The organism is Micromonospora sp. NPDC049230, assembly GCF_040647875.1.
Lineage (GTDB): Bacteria > Actinomycetota > Actinomycetes > Mycobacteriales > Micromonosporaceae > Micromonospora.
The window spans coordinates 1-13,426 of sequence record NZ_JBEZCZ010000014.1 but is presented as its reverse complement, the minus strand read 5'-3'; the positions used below and the strand labels follow the sequence as shown (position 1 = coordinate 13,426).

Annotated in this window: 12 protein-coding genes; 7 read left to right on the top strand and 5 right to left on the bottom strand. The window is 72.7% G+C overall.

The window, feature by feature from the left end:
• The first annotated feature begins 268 nt into the window (after positions 1 to 268).
• Positions 269 to 1,450, top strand: coding sequence for a dephospho-CoA kinase (gene coaE / locus AB0A95_RS14625; RefSeq protein ID WP_357556331.1), 1,182 nt, complete (start codon positions 269 to 271; stop codon positions 1,448 to 1,450).
• Positions 1,451 to 1,460: 10 nt separating this feature from the next.
• Here coaE and AB0A95_RS14620 read toward each other — a convergent pair whose 3' ends face one another.
• On the bottom strand, positions 1,461 to 2,873 hold the full coding sequence (locus AB0A95_RS14620) for a hypothetical protein (RefSeq protein ID WP_357556225.1): 1,413 nt from the start codon (positions 2,871 to 2,873) through the stop codon (positions 1,461 to 1,463).
• A 40-nt stretch (positions 2,874 to 2,913) separates the two neighbouring features.
• On the opposite strand from AB0A95_RS14620, the gene AB0A95_RS14615 reads away from it, so the two are divergent.
• From AB0A95_RS14615 to AB0A95_RS14605, 3 genes are all read left to right on the top strand, one after another.
• Positions 2,914 to 3,699 (top strand): hypothetical protein, encoded by a 786-nt coding sequence (locus AB0A95_RS14615; protein ID WP_357556223.1) that lies wholly within the window; start codon positions 2,914 to 2,916, stop codon positions 3,697 to 3,699.
• A 39-nt stretch (positions 3,700 to 3,738) separates the two neighbouring features.
• Positions 3,739 to 5,847 carry an excinuclease ABC subunit UvrB gene (uvrB, locus tag AB0A95_RS14610; RefSeq protein ID WP_357556221.1) on the top strand — a complete coding sequence of 703 codons (2,109 nt, stop codon included), beginning with the start codon at positions 3,739 to 3,741 and terminating at the stop codon, positions 5,845 to 5,847.
• 444 nt (positions 5,848 to 6,291) lie between these two features.
• Positions 6,292 to 7,149, top strand: coding sequence for a helix-turn-helix transcriptional regulator (locus AB0A95_RS14605; protein ID WP_357556220.1), 858 nt, complete (start codon positions 6,292 to 6,294; stop codon positions 7,147 to 7,149).
• Between the two features lie 138 nt (positions 7,150 to 7,287).
• Here AB0A95_RS14605 and AB0A95_RS14600 read toward each other — a convergent pair whose 3' ends face one another.
• Positions 7,288 to 7,581 (bottom strand): antibiotic biosynthesis monooxygenase family protein, encoded by a 294-nt coding sequence (locus AB0A95_RS14600; RefSeq protein WP_357069740.1) that lies wholly within the window; start codon positions 7,579 to 7,581, stop codon positions 7,288 to 7,290.
• Between the two features lie 98 nt (positions 7,582 to 7,679).
• Between AB0A95_RS14600 and AB0A95_RS14595 the strand changes: the two genes are divergently transcribed.
• A complete protein-coding gene (locus AB0A95_RS14595) occupies positions 7,680 to 7,874 on the top strand; it encodes an AAA family ATPase (RefSeq protein WP_357556218.1) in 195 nt (64 codons plus the stop codon).
• A 435-nt stretch (positions 7,875 to 8,309) separates the two neighbouring features.
• Positions 8,310 to 9,308, top strand: a complete 999-nt coding sequence (locus tag AB0A95_RS14590) for a TerC family protein (protein ID WP_357556216.1) — start codon at positions 8,310 to 8,312, stop codon at positions 9,306 to 9,308.
• A 206-nt stretch (positions 9,309 to 9,514) separates the two neighbouring features.
• Here the strand turns inward: AB0A95_RS14590 and AB0A95_RS14585 are convergent, their stop codons facing one another.
• Together AB0A95_RS14585 and AB0A95_RS14580 are read right to left on the bottom strand one after the other, a co-directional pair.
• Positions 9,515 to 10,435: an NlpC/P60 family protein gene (locus tag AB0A95_RS14585; RefSeq protein ID WP_357556215.1), complete on the bottom strand. Its 921-nt coding sequence runs from the start codon at positions 10,433 to 10,435 to the stop codon at positions 9,515 to 9,517.
• 59 nt (positions 10,436 to 10,494) lie between these two features.
• Entirely contained in the window at positions 10,495 to 11,592 is a 1,098-nt protein-coding gene (locus AB0A95_RS14580) for a dipeptide epimerase (RefSeq protein WP_357556213.1), read from the bottom strand.
• Positions 11,593 to 11,636: 44 nt separating this feature from the next.
• Between AB0A95_RS14580 and AB0A95_RS14575 the strand changes: the two genes are divergently transcribed.
• Positions 11,637 to 12,434, top strand: a complete 798-nt coding sequence (locus AB0A95_RS14575) for a tyrosine-protein phosphatase (protein ID WP_357556211.1) — start codon at positions 11,637 to 11,639, stop codon at positions 12,432 to 12,434.
• Positions 12,435 to 12,455: 21 nt separating this feature from the next.
• On the opposite strand, the gene AB0A95_RS14570 is transcribed toward AB0A95_RS14575, so the two are convergent.
• Positions 12,456 to 13,316 carry a serine hydrolase gene (locus AB0A95_RS14570; protein WP_357556209.1) on the bottom strand — a complete coding sequence of 287 codons (861 nt, stop codon included), beginning with the start codon at positions 13,314 to 13,316 and terminating at the stop codon, positions 12,456 to 12,458.
• Positions 13,317 to 13,426 lie beyond the last annotated feature (110 nt).

The window sequence follows — 13,426 nt, the reverse complement described above, 5'->3', positions numbered from 1 at the left end:
CACCACAACTCCATGATCGGCGAGGCGGTGCTGGTTGACGAACAGCCGTTCCACCTAACGCAACGGCGTTGCCCGGGATATCGGGGCCGCGGACGACCAGGACACCACTACGACCTGGATCGAGCACGGTCTTGCTGGGTGCTGGGCGCGGACGCTGGAGATCGCGTCGATCGGGGAGCGGGCCTCTCCGATCAGTGGGTCGGCGGGCCGGGGGCACGCGATCGTGGTGGGTTTGGCGGCAGGGCTCGTGATCCGGTTGACTGGTCGGGTGCTGAGAGTGGGGTTGACCGGCGGGATCGGGTCGGGCAAGAGCGCGGTGGCGGCACGGCTCGTCGAGCGGGGCGCGGTGCTCATCGACGCCGACCAGGTGGCCCGCGAGGTCGTCGCCCCGGGGAGCGCGGGGCTGGCCGAGATCGTTGCCGCCTTCTCCGACACGGTGCTGGATGCCGATGGCGCCCTGGACCGTGCCGCGCTGGGCGCTGTGGTGTTCGCCGACGAGGCCGCCCGCCGTCGGCTGGAGTCGATCACCCACCCCCGGGTTCGGGCCCGCACCGCGGAGTTGGCCGCCGCGGCACCACCCGACGCGATCGTCGTCAACGACGTACCGCTGCTGGTGGAGGTGGGTCTCGCGCCCACGTACCACCTGGTGATCGTGGTGCAGACGGCCGTGACGACCCGACTGGAACGACTGGTGCGCCACCGGGGAATGGGTCGCGCGGAGGCCGAGCGGCGGATCGCCGCGCAGACCGACGACGCCCGCCGTCGGGCGGCTGCCGACGTGGTGCTCGGCAATGACGGGAGCCTGGCGGCGTTGCACGACGCCGTCGACGCGCTCTGGTCGCAGCGGCTGCTGCCCTACGAGGACAACCTGCGGCAGCGGCGGGTGGTCCCGCCGGGTGGCGGTGACCCGGTGATGGCCGACGCGAGCTGGCCCGAGCAGTACGCGCGGCTGGCCGCCCGGATCCGGCACACGCTGGCCTCGGACGCCCTGCGGATCGACCACATCGGTTCGACCGCGGTGCCCGGCCTCACCGCCCAGGACGTCATCGACGTGCAGGTGGCAGTGCCCAGCCTCGTCGACGCCGACGGGGTGCTGGCCGACCGGCTGGCGAACGCCGGGTTCCCGCGGGTGCCGGGGCAGTGGTGGGACGATCCGCGCCCGGCCGGCAGTGCGCGGTGGGAGAAGCGGCTGCACGGCAGCGCGGACCCGGCTCGTCCGGTGCGCCTGCACGTGCGGCTGGAGGGGTCGCCGGGCTGGCGGTACGCGTTGCTTCTGCGCGACCACCTGCGCGCCGATCCGGATCGCCGGGCCGCGTACCTCCAGCTCAAGCGGGATCTGGTCGATGCGGCTCCGGCCGCCGGCGACTCCGGCACGGCCCGGGACCCGTGGTTCGACGAGGAGTACCTGCGGGCCGAGCAGTGGGCCGCGCAGACCGGCTGGCGGCCCTGAGCGGCACGGGTCAGCGGGGCCGAGGGGTCGGAGGGCCCGGCTTGGCAACCGGCCGGGGCACCGGGGCCAGTCGGGGCACCACGGCGCGGTGGAGATCCAGTTGGGCCCACGCGTTGCCGCGGGTGCGCAGCTCCAGCCGCCGCAGCGACCCGTCGCGGTCGATCCAGTAGCGCAGCCGTGCGGCCGCCGGGCCCACCTCGACGACGTCCACGGCCCGTCCGGCGGTGACGTCCTCGCGTACCCGCACGGCCGCGCCGTGTGGCCCGACCGACCCGGCCGCCACCGCGGCGTCGACGAGCAGGCTCACGTCGTCCCCGCCGGATCGGGAAACCCGCCACGCTCCGACCGGGGGCGGCAGGGGCGGCCGGCCCGGCTCCTCCGCCGTGCCACCGCCAGCGGCAGCCGCCGGCAGGTCCGCCCGCGCCAGACCAGCGGTGTCGCGGCGCAGCAGGGTCCGCCGATCCGGTGTGCCCAGGTCGGCGACAGTGAGGTACGCGGTACGCGCGGTCCAGCTCAACCAGCCGGCGCCCCGCAGGTTGGTGTCGGTGCCCGTCGGCACGGTCAGCGTGACCGCCACGCCGCCCTGGGCGCGGAGCCGGGCCGGCAGCCGATCCAGTCGACGTTGCTCGGCGTCGGTCAGCGCGCGGGGCAGGCCGGGCCGGCCGCCGAGGGCATCCACCGGCCGGAGTGTCGGCCGGTCCGCCCGGTGCAGGGTCACCGTGACCGGTCCGACGCCGGGCAGCCGGGTGACGAGCTTGTGCAGCCGGGCGTCCTGGTCGAGCCAGTACCGGGTCTGCCGGTCCGGCCCGGTGCCCGACGACTCGACCGCCGGCACTGGTGCCGCGGTGCTGCCCGCCGGTGGTGTCCTGGCGAGCAGCGGTGCCTGGAGGACGTCCACCGGGCCGCCCGCCACGGTGTCCCGGGCGATCCAGCGCGCGGCGCCGTCCGGCACCGCCGGGGTCACGTCCGGGCGGTCGGCGGCGAGGCCGAGGAGCAGGTCGAGCACCGCTGCCAGGCTCGCCCCGGAGGTCAGGCGGTGCAGCCGCCAACGGTCCGCCGGAGGCACCAGCGGAGGTACGGCGGGAGTGGGCACCGCCACCGCGTCCGGCCGGATCACCAGCACCGGGCCGGCCCTCTGCACCAGCCCGCGCTCCGCACCCGCGCCGGGCCCGCCCACGTCGAGGTAGAGCAGCGACCGCGACCAGTCCACCCAGCCGACCAGCTCGATCCGGGCCGCGTCGACGCCGGCGGTGACGCGGACCCCGGCGCGCAGGTCCCGCAGGTTGGTGACCCGCACGGCAGCCAGCCGCTCGCCCTCCGCGAGAGTCAGCGGCCGGGCGGGCTCGGGCGGAGCCGGCGCCCAGCTCAACAGCCCGAACACCAACGCCGTCGCGGACGTCACGGCGGTCAGAGCGAGCACCATCAGCACGGTACGTCTGCGGCGGCTGGCCGAGGCCGGCCCTGTGGTGTCGGCGGGAGGCTCGGCGCTGTCGTCGGCGCGGCTGGTCGTCGGCGTCCGGTCGGCGCCCCGGCCGGTGGCCGTTCGACGGGTGGCGGTGGGCTGGGCGGTGGTGGGCTCGGTGGCGGTGGGCTCGGTGGTGGCGGACCGGATGGTGGGCTGCTCGGTGTCGCCGCGCCCTGCGGTGGTGTCGCTGCGCCTTCCGACGCTGGGCCCCCCGGTGGTGGTGGGCCGCGCGGTGGTGGTGGGCTGTCCGGTGGTGGTGGGCTGTCCGGTGTCGGTGGGCCGCGCGGTGGCGGGCCGGCTGGCGGTGGACCCGTTCCGGCTCCGGCTCCCGGCCGACCGGTTGGCCGCGTCGGCGTCGGCGCGGGCGTTGGCCGAACCGGTGCGGTGCCGGCCGGCACCGCGTCGTCCGCCGGCCGGGGTGCCGGGCCTACCCGCCGCGGAGGCGCTCCGCCGCTGGGTGCCCTCCGGCGAGGGCGTGCCCGTGGGGGTGGTGGTGTCGGGCGGCGGGGTCGCAGAGGTGTCCACGGAAGGTGAAACGGGCGGGAGGCGCCGTGGTGACGAGCAGGGGCGCTCGCGGCGGCCGGTCTGCGCCTCGAGCGCGACCACACGGGTGCGCACGCCGGACGAGCCGGGTGCTGCGACCGCAGTGCCGGGGGTGGCCGGCCTGATGTTGGCCTGGCCACCGGCCCGGTCGGCCGCCGCGAGCGGCCTACATGGAGAGGGTAGTCCCGGTGACATCGGCCACACAATGGGAATATTGAAGCTGATCACGTACCTGGCGTGACGGGCTTTCCTGTCGGACCTCCGGCGTACCGTTGACGGCATGGCGCTCGACATTCCCCGGCTCGACAGCCGCTTCCAGGTCGTCAGTGAGTTTCAGCCGGCCGGCGACCAACCGGCAGCCATCGACGATCTTGCCCGCCGGGTTCGGCGCGGCGACCGCAACACCGTGCTGCTCGGCGCGACCGGCACGGGCAAGAGCGCCACGACGGCGTGGCTGATCGAGCGGTTGCAGCGCCCGACCCTGGTGCTCGCCCCGAACAAGACGCTCTGCGCGCAGCTGGCCAAGGAGTTCAGCGAGCTGCTGCCGCACAACGCTGTCGAATACTTCGTCTCGTACTACGACTACTACCAGCCCGAGGCCTACATCCCGCAGACCGACACCTACATCGAGAAGGACTCCTCGATCAACGAGGAGGTGGAGCGGCTGCGGCACTCGGCGACGATGTCGCTGCTCACCCGCCGCGACGTGATCGTGGTGGCGACCGTCTCGGCGATCTACGGCCTCGGCACCCCGGAGGAATACCTGGACCGGGCGGTGAAGGTGCAGGCCGGTCAGGAGCTCGACCGCGACCAGTTGCTCCGCCGGCTTGTCGACATTCAATACACCCGCAACGACATGGCCTTCCAGCGTGGCACGTTCCGGGTCCGCGGCGACACGCTGGAGATCATTCCGGCGTACGAGGAGTTGGCGGTCCGCATCGAGCTGTTCGGCGACGAGGTGGAGAAGCTCTACTACCTCAACCCGTTGACCGGTGACGTGGTCCGCGAGGTCGACCAGCTGGTGATCTTCCCGGCGACGCACTACGCGGCCGGTCCGGAGCGGATGGAGCGGGCGATCCGCGACATCGAGGTGGAGCTGGCCGAGCGCCTCGCCGAGCTGGAGCGGCAGGGCAAGCTGCTGGAGGCGCAGCGGCTGCGCATGCGCACCACCTACGACATCGAGATGATGCGGCAGGTGGGCTTCTGCTCCGGCATCGAGAACTACTCGATGCACATGGACGGGCGGCTGCCCGGCAGCCCGCCGCACTGCCTGCTCGACTACTTCCCGGACGACTTCCTCACCGTGGTCGACGAGTCGCACGTGACAATCCCGCAGATCGGCGGCATGTACGAGGGTGACGCGTCCCGCAAGCGGATGCTCATCGACCACGGTTTCCGGCTGCCCAGCGCCGCCGACAACCGGCCGCTGCGCTTCGACGAGTTCCTGGAGCGGGTCGGCCAGATGGTCTACCTGTCCGCGACCCCCGGCACCTGGGAGATGGAGCAGGCGCAGGGCGAGTTCGTCGAGCAGGTCATCAGGCCCACCGGTCTGGTCGACCCGCAGGTCGTGATCAAGCCGACCAAGGGTCAGATCGACGACCTGATGCACGAGATCAAGCTGCGGACCGACCGGGACGAGCGGGTGCTGGTCACCACGCTGACCAAGAAGATGGCCGAGGACCTGTCCGACTACCTGCTGGAAAACGGCATCCGGGTGCGTTACCTGCACTCGGAGGTCGACACGTTGCGCCGGGTGGAGCTGCTGCGCGAGCTGCGCAAGGGCGACTACGACGTGTTGGTCGGCATCAACCTGCTCCGCGAAGGTCTGGACCTGCCCGAGGTGTCGCTGGTGGCGATCCTCGACGCCGACAAGGAGGGCTTCCTGCGCAGTGGTCGGTCGCTGATCCAGACCATCGGGCGGGCCGCCCGTAACGTCTCCGGTCAGGTGCACATGTACGCCGACAAGATCACTCCGTCGATGGCGGCGGCGATCGACGAGACCGATCGGCGTCGGGCCAAGCAGATCGCGCACAACGAGGCGCACGGGATCAGCCCGGAGCCGTTGCGTAAGAAGATCCACGACATTCTGGACGACATCTACCGCGAGGCGGAGGACACCGAAAACTCCCGGGTCGGCGGCGCGGTGCGCCAGCTCTCCCGAGGCAAGGCACCGGTCAAGGAGACCCGCAGCCGGAGCCGGGGCGCCGCCACCACCACCTCGCGGGAGGGGATGGCCCGCGCCGACCTCGCCCAGCTCATCCAGGAGCTCAACGACCAGATGCTGGCCGCCGCCCGCGAGTTGCAGTTCGAGTTGGCGGCCCGGATCCGCGACGAGGTCTCCGACCTGAAGAAGGAGCTGCGCGGCATGGATGCCGCCGGCGTGAAGTGACGACCAGTCGCCGGGCGTGACCAGCGAGCCGCTGGGTCGCCGCCGGCGTACGGAGGGCGGGCGCGGGTGACGGCGGTGGCACCGGCCGGGGGGATGGTCCTCGGGCTGCCCGAGGTCAGTCTGCGTCCGTTCGTCGACAGGTACGTCGGCTACCGGGAACGGGCGGACGTCCCGCTGGTCCGCCGGCCGTACCGGACGTCGACGCCCACTGCGCCCAGGCCCGCCTGGCCGGGGCCGAGATCACCCGAGAAACGTTCGACACCGACTACGGGTCCCGCGACTACGCCGCCCGGGACCTGGCGGGCACGGTCTGGGCGTTCGGCACCTACCGGCCCTGAGGCGGCCCGGGCGACCGGCCGCGCCGAATGACCTGATTGCGGTGAGCGAGCGAGCTATTGCACTGGGTGATCGTCCTGCGTACGCTCCCTCGTTGGGGAGGCCGGGATGCCGCTGCCAACGAGTCCTGTCATTCGACGTGCACGTCTGGGCGCAGAACTGCGCCAGCTGCGCCGGCGCGAGGCGCTGACCCTGGAGCAGGTCTGCGACCGGCTGGGGTGGGCCTCGACGTCGAAGTTGTCCCGCATCGAGCTGGGCCAGAGCCGTCCGGACCTCGCCGACGTGCTCGATCTGCTGGACATCTACAAGGTGCCCACCTCCACCCGGGACGCGCTGATAGTGATCGCTCGGGATGCGGCGACCAGCCGAGGCTGGTGGAAGACGCTCGGCGAGATGAGCGAACGCCAGCGCACCTACGCCGAGTTGGAGGCGGGTGCGGCCGACATCGTCGAGTACCAGCCGACGGTCGTGCCGGGACTGCTCCAGACACCCGCGTACACCCGGGTGTTGGTGGAGGCCGGCGCGCAGCTCACGCCGGAGATCGACGTGGAGGCCGAGGTGCGCGCCCGCGCCCTGCGGCAGGAGGTGTTGCGGCGGGCCTATCCGCCGCGTTACACGGCGGTGCTCGCCGCGGCCGTCTGCGATCCGGGTGAGCTGCCGGTGGCGGTCTGGCGTGAGCAGCTGCGGCACCTGGTCACCGTGACCGGGCTGTCCCACGTCACGGTGCGGCTGCTGCCCCGCGGGGCAGCCGGTGGCGGGCTGCACCCGCTCACGCCGTACTCCTGCTATGCCTTTCCCGACCCGGCGGACCCGCGGACGGTGATGATCGAGGCGTTGACCACCGACGTCCGGTTGGCCACAGTGCTCGACGTCGGCCGCTACGAGCGGATGACCGAGGCGTTGCTGGGGGCCGCGCTGTCACCGGAGGAGACGGTCACCGCGCTGGCCCGCCGCGCCGGGGAGTAGGTGGCACGCCGCGCGGCCACCGAGCCCGGCGCCCCCGAGCCCGTCGGGACCGGCGGCCGGCGCGTGCGCAGGCACGGTATTCGCCGGGTACGACAGTGTCGCTCGGACTGGCGCGTCTGGTCCGGCCGGTACGTCTGGTCAGGCCGGTACGTCGAGGAAGTGCTCGACCACGGGCGGCCCGGCGAAGTGTGGCCCGATCAGCGCCCGCCACCTGTCGAACCGCTCGGTGGCCCGGAAGTTCTCCTCGTGCGCCTCGACCGAGTCCCATTCGACAAGCAGCACGAAGCGCGTCGGCGACTCGATTCCCCGGGTCATCCGCACGGAGCGGCAGCCGGTTGCCCCGGCGAGCACGGGGTGACCCTCGGCGTACGCGGCGGCGAACGCGTCCTCGTGTCCGGGCAGTACGTCGATCAGCGCGACCTCAAGCACCATGGCGGGAAGTTTCCCACGGCGGACCGGATCGGCGCCGTCGCGGGGTCCGTTCCGTTGTCGACGCTGCCCCTAGGGGCAGGGGCAGCACGTCGTCGCAGGTGCGGGCGGCGGCCCGCCGGCCGGCCCGGTACCTGCTGACGGATCACCGGGACGTGCCCTTCACCGACGACGGACTTCGCGACGGCGAACACCTGCGGGCCTGGATGACCGAGCGGTTTCGGAGCGAGCTGGCCGGGTGCGGGGTGCCGGTGGTGGAGTTGACCGGGACGCACGCCGAGCGGCTGGCCGCATGATCGACTCCGTTTTGCTGATGTCGGGGTGTCCCAGCGCCCGGGACGCCCCGACATTCATGAACCCGAGTCGATCATCGCTGGACCAGGTGTGCCGGCGACCCCCAGCCCGGTGACGCCGGTCCGGGTGCGACCCCGTGCGAACGCACCGCATCTGAGGGCCCGTTCGGCGCCACCGGCTGCCCGGGGTGTGATCACGGGGCGTGGTGGGCAACAATGGTCTGCGAGGAGGGGAGTATTCCCCCGCGACGGAGTCGTCAGCACGGTCGATCGCCGGAACCACGGTGACCCGACCCGGCCCCGTGGGTCGTCGCCCTGTTCGCGGGGCGGCGGCGGAAGAGACCTCCGACAGCCACCAGAGTGAGCGACAGCGGCACGCCGGCCCCCGTGGGGGCGTACGGTGTGCCCGACGCCGCGTGTCTGCCGGAGGAATGAACGTTGGACGTGTCCGGATTGGTGTGGGCGGGGACGCTTGTCGCACTGACTGCGGTCCTGCTCGTCGACCTGTTGATCATCGGTCGGCGCCCGCACGAGCCGAGTGTGCGGGAGTCGAGCCTCTGGGTCGCCTTCTACGTCGGGCTTGCCCTGCTCTTCGGGGCGGGGGTCTGGCTGAGCGCGGGCGCCGGCGCGGCCGGGCAGTTCTACACCGGCTGGCTGACCGAGTACAGCCTCTCGGTGGACAACCTCTTCGTCTTCGTGATCATCATGGCCCGCTTCGGGGTGCCCCGGCAGTACCAGCAGAAGGTGCTGCTCGTCGGCATAGTGCTGGCCCTGGTGATGCGCGGCGGGTTCATCGCCGCCGGTGCGGCGTTGATCTCGCAGTTCTCCTGGGTCTTCTACATCTTCGGCGCGTTCCTGATCTACACCGCGGTCAACCTGGCCCGGCAGGGTGAGCCGGACGAGGACGAGTTCTCCGAGAACGTGCTGATCCGGTGGAGCCGCAAGGCGCTGCCGATCTCCAAGGACTACGACGGCGCGAAGCTCACCACCCACGCGACGGGCAAGCGGCTGTTCACCCCGATGCTGATCGTGATGATCGCGATCGGCACCACCGACCTGATCTTCGCTCTGGACTCGATCCCGGCGATCTTCGGCATCACCCAGGAGCCGTACCTGGTCTTCACCGCGAACGTCTTCGCGCTGATGGGCCTGCGTCAGCTCTACTTCCTGCTCGGTGGCCTGCTCGACCGGCTGATCTACCTGAGCTACGGCCTGGCCGTCGTGCTCGGCTTCATCGGGGTGAAGCTGGTGTTGGAGGCGTTGGCCGACAACAACCTGCCGTTCATCAACGGTGGTGAGCACGTCGGGTGGGCGCCGCACATCCCGATCTGGCTGTCGCTGTTGGTGATCATCGGCACCCTGGGCATCGCCACCGCCGCCAGCCTGGTCAAGTCCTCCCGGGACCGGCGCCGCGAGTTGGCCGAGGCCCGACGCTGACCGCACACCGGCCGGGCGCGTCGGGCGCCCGGCCGGCGGCATCCAGGTCGGTGGCGAGGCGCGGATATGACGCCTCCGCCGCTGCCGGCCTGGGGTCCGACGCATCCAGAAGGCTCAGCCCGACGCGCCGGCCGGGCCAGATCCGACGCGCCCGGCCGGCAAGGGCCCGACGCGCCCGGCCGGCAAGGTCCGACCCGCCCAGCCGGTCAGACCCGGTGCGCGCCGACCAGGGTGGCGGTCCGATCGGCTGGCAGCGGCTCCTCGATGACCCGCCGCCGCCGGTAACAGGCGTGCAGCATCCGCCGCTCGCCGTCGTCGCCGGGTGCGGCGGTGACGATGCCGATGTGGTGGATGCCGCGGCCGGGTCGGGCGAAGAAGTAGAGATCGCCGGGGCGTTCGGTGCCCAGCGGCAGCGGGGTGGTGGCCGCGGCCTGGTCGTCGGCGTCGCGGGGGAGCAGCACCCCGAACCGTCGCCAGGACAGGTGCACCAGCCCCGAGCAGTCGATGCCGTGCGCGGAGAGCCCACCCCAGATGTAGAGCACGTCCAGCAGCCGCTGCGCCACCTCGAGCGGCTGCTCGGCCTGCGGTGACGCCGCCGGTGCCGGGACCAGGTGGCTGTCGGGCAGCCAGAGCGGCGCGGCCTGCCCCGGGACGCGCACCGGCCGCCAGTCGTCGCGTGCGGGGCCGGCCGGGACCAGGCGGGTGCCGACGACGACGCCGGGCAACACCATCACGCCGCCCGGTGCGGCGCGCAGCCCGGTGAGGGTGGCGTCCACCACCAGCGGTTGGTCGGTGCCGGTGGCCGGGTCGACAGTGGTCAGTTGGTCGGCGGGGAGCCAGCCGGGGTAGCCGCGCGGGTCCAGCTTGGCGGCCGGTTGCTCGACGGCGACGACCCGGGCCCAGCCGTCCGGGCGCAGCTCGCTGACGAGGACCCGCTCGCCGAGCAGGAGCTGGCTCAGCACACAGTCGCCGACCTGCTGGTCGGTGGTGAGACCGGAGACCCAGGCGGGGATGTCCACTCCGGCGCTCAGGGCTGGGCGGTCGACCGGACGGACCGCCTCGGGTGAGGTCCACAGTGTTGCCACCGCGACCCGGACGACGGCCTCGCGGCCCGGTTGCAGCTCCACGTCAACCCCCAGATCGAGTCGGTTGTCCAGGGGAACCCTATGAAAGAAACCAACGGTCATCAAGCACAGGACTGCACCTTTGCTTCAGTCAGACCGGAGATGCCCAGGCCAGGAGCATTCGGCAGCACCACGGAAGCCCCGTCGTAGCGTATGCCGCCCTGCACCGGTGACCAGGCCAGCCACCAGGCGGCGTCCAGGTCGGCGACCGCGGTGGTGCCGTACGCGGCGACCAGGCTCGCCGCCGCCCCGACGCCGACCTGGCTCTCCATCATCGAGCCGACCACAGTGCCCAGCCCGTGGGCGGTGGCCAGGTCGAGGAGGGTACGCGCCGGGTGCAGACCGCCGCACTTGGCCAGCTTGACGTTGACCAGGTCGGCGGCCCGGCGGCGGATCACCTCCACCAGGTCGCGGACCCCGAAGACCGCCTCGTCGGCGAGGATCGGCACGGACACCCGGTCGCTGACCCAGGCCAGCCCGTCCAGGTCCCAGCGGGCCACCGGCTGCTCGACCAACTCCACGTCGAGCCCGGCGTCCTCGATGCCACGAATCACCCGGACCGCCTCCCGGGGCGTCCAGCCCTGGTTGGCGTCGAGCCGGATCCGCACCCCGGGGCCGACGGCCGCGCGGACGGCCCGCACCCGGTCCAGGTCGCCGGCCGCGTCGGTGCCGACCTTCAACTTGAGCACGCCGAAGCCGTCGGACTGCCGCTGCCGCGCCGCCGCCGCCAGGTCCACCGCGTCGCCCGCCGCCAGCGTGACGTCCGTCGGCACCCGCAGCGTGGTGCCCCCGAGCAACCGCACCAGGGGTACGCCCAGCCGCCGGGCGGCGAGGTCGTGCAGGGCGACGTCCACCGCTGCCTTCGCCGCCTCGTTGCCCGCCACGGCGCGCTGCACCTCGGCGCAACGGGTCACCAGGTCGTCCGGATCGCGACCGATCAGCAGCGGACCGAGCACCTCGCGTACGCACGCCCGTGTGCCGTCGACCGACGCGCCGGTGACCTGCCAGACCTGGGGTGCTTCGCCGAAGCCGGATCGGCCGTCGGCGTCGACGAGCTCGACGACCAGGGTGTCCACTGTGGTGGTACGACGCAGCGCGGTGACGAACGGGGTGTGTAAGGGGGCGGAAACCCGGTGGGTGCGTACCTCCGAGATCGTCATGTACGGCACCCTATACGCAGGCACACGGCGGGATGGGGGACCGGATGACCGGGCGAAGCTGGGATCTGGTGGGCGCACCGAATGCTCGTGACCTGGGTGGGCTCGTCGGCGCGGGCGGGCGGCGGGTGCGCGTCGGCAAGTTGATCCGCACTCCGGCGCTGGGCCGGCTGACCGACGACGACCTACCGGTGCTGGCGAAACTCGGCCCGGCGTGCGTGGTCGATCTGCGCGCCCCCGCGGAGATCGCTGTCGCCCCGGCGGATCGGCTGGCCGGTGAGCCACGGGTGGTGCGCCTGCCGGTGCACGACCCGGAGCACCCGGTCTTCACGTACGTCTCGGCGGTGCTGCTGGGTCACGACCTGGACGCGTACGCGGAGTTGGCCCGGCAGGGCACGGCGGGGGCGATGGCGGCGATCTACCGCTGGTTCGTGACGGGTGAGTCGGCGCGGGTCGGTTTCGCCGAGGCGGTGCGGCTGGCGGCCCGGCCGGAGAACCTGCCGTTGGTCTACCACTGCTCCGCCGGCAAGGACCGCACGGGTTGGCTCACCGTCATCCTGTTGACGGCGCTCGGGGTGGACGAGGCGACGATCCGCGCCGACTACCTGCGCAACAACGAGCTGACCGACAGCCTGCGGGCGGTGATCGTCGAGGCGATGCGCCGACGCAATCCCGAGTTGGACGTCGACGCGGTGCTGCCGGTGCTGGAGGTCCGCGCCGAGTACCTCGACGCCGGCTACGCCGAGGTGCGCCGGGTGCACGGCTCGTTCGACGCGTACCTGCGCGACGGGCTGGGGCTCACCGACTCCGACCGCACGGCACTACGGGCGCAGCTGCTGGAGTGACAGGTGCACTCGGCGGCGGGGTCAGAGCCGGTGGCGGGCGGCCCAGACCTGCGCGGAGATGTGCGCGATCAGCAGGCAGGCGTCGTCGTCGGTCTCGTCGCCGGTGGCGTTGCCGTCGGTCGGGTCGGTGGTGGTGCACACGGCGATCAGGTAGGGCGGGGCGTCGGCGGGCAGCACCAGGCCGGCGCCGTGGCGCACACCGCGTACCCAACCGCTCTTGTGCGCGATGCGGGTGCCCGCGGGCAGGCCGGCGGCCAGGTCCTCGCGGTGCTCCTGGGCGAGCAGGACGTCCAGCATGGCCGAGCAGGCGGCCGGCGAGGCGAGCCGGCCCGGGGTGCTGGCCCCGGTGCCCAGCGCGCCGAGCAGCGCGGCCAGGTCGGTGGCGGTGACAGTGTTGGTGATGCCGGCGGCGCGGGCCGCGAAGTCCTCGATGCCTCGGCCCGTCACGCTGGTGCGGGCACCGGCCAGCGCCCACGCCTCGGCCACCGCGGGCAACCCGACGTGATCGATGACCAGGTTGGTGGCCAGGTTGCTGGATCGCACGATCATCCGGTCGGCCAGCCAGCGCAGCGGCGCCGTGTCGCCCAGCCGGTCCCAGACCGCGTCGTCGTTGTCGTAGTGCGGGGCGCAGGAGAACCGGGGCGCGCCGGGCTGGGCGGAGTCGAACTCGTTGACCACGGGGACCGGGGCGTCCAGGTCCAGCGAGCCCGCCTCGGCGGCACGGTGGAGCGCGGCGAGCACCGCCACCTTCATGGTGCTCGCCGCGTAGTGGGCGGCGTCCGGGTGGCGGGTCCAGGTCGGTGGTGCGTCCAGCCGGCCCACGTACGCCGAGACGGTGCCGGGCACCCGGTCCAGGTGCGCGTCGAGATCATCCCAGGTCATGCCGGTGACCGTAGCCGATCGGCGACGGCCGCTCGGGTCGGCCCGCGTACCCCCGCCGCGAACGCGCGGGCGCGTCGACCGCAAGCAGAACTGAAGAGCACACGTCTGAA

Bases quoted from the DNA above. Each gene is read 5' to 3' on its own strand.
- AB0A95_RS14580 (WP_357556213.1), bottom strand. From the start codon at position 11,592: ATGACGATCTCGGAGGTACGCACCCACCGGGTTTCCGCCCCCTTACAC.
- AB0A95_RS14600 (WP_357069740.1), bottom strand. From the start codon at position 7,581: ATGGTGCTTGAGGTCGCGCTGATCGACGTACTGCCCGGACACGAGGAC.
- AB0A95_RS14605 (WP_357556220.1), top strand. From the start codon at position 6,292: ATGCCGCTGCCAACGAGTCCTGTCATTCGACGTGCACGTCTGGGCGCA.
- uvrB (WP_357556221.1), top strand. From the start codon at position 3,739: ATGGCGCTCGACATTCCCCGGCTCGACAGCCGCTTCCAGGTCGTCAGT.
- AB0A95_RS14570 (WP_357556209.1), bottom strand. From the start codon at position 13,316: ATGACCTGGGATGATCTCGACGCGCACCTGGACCGGGTGCCCGGCACC.
- AB0A95_RS14620 (WP_357556225.1), bottom strand. From the start codon at position 2,873: ATGGTGCTCGCTCTGACCGCCGTGACGTCCGCGACGGCGTTGGTGTTC.
- AB0A95_RS14575 (WP_357556211.1), top strand. From the start codon at position 11,637: ATGACCGGGCGAAGCTGGGATCTGGTGGGCGCACCGAATGCTCGTGAC.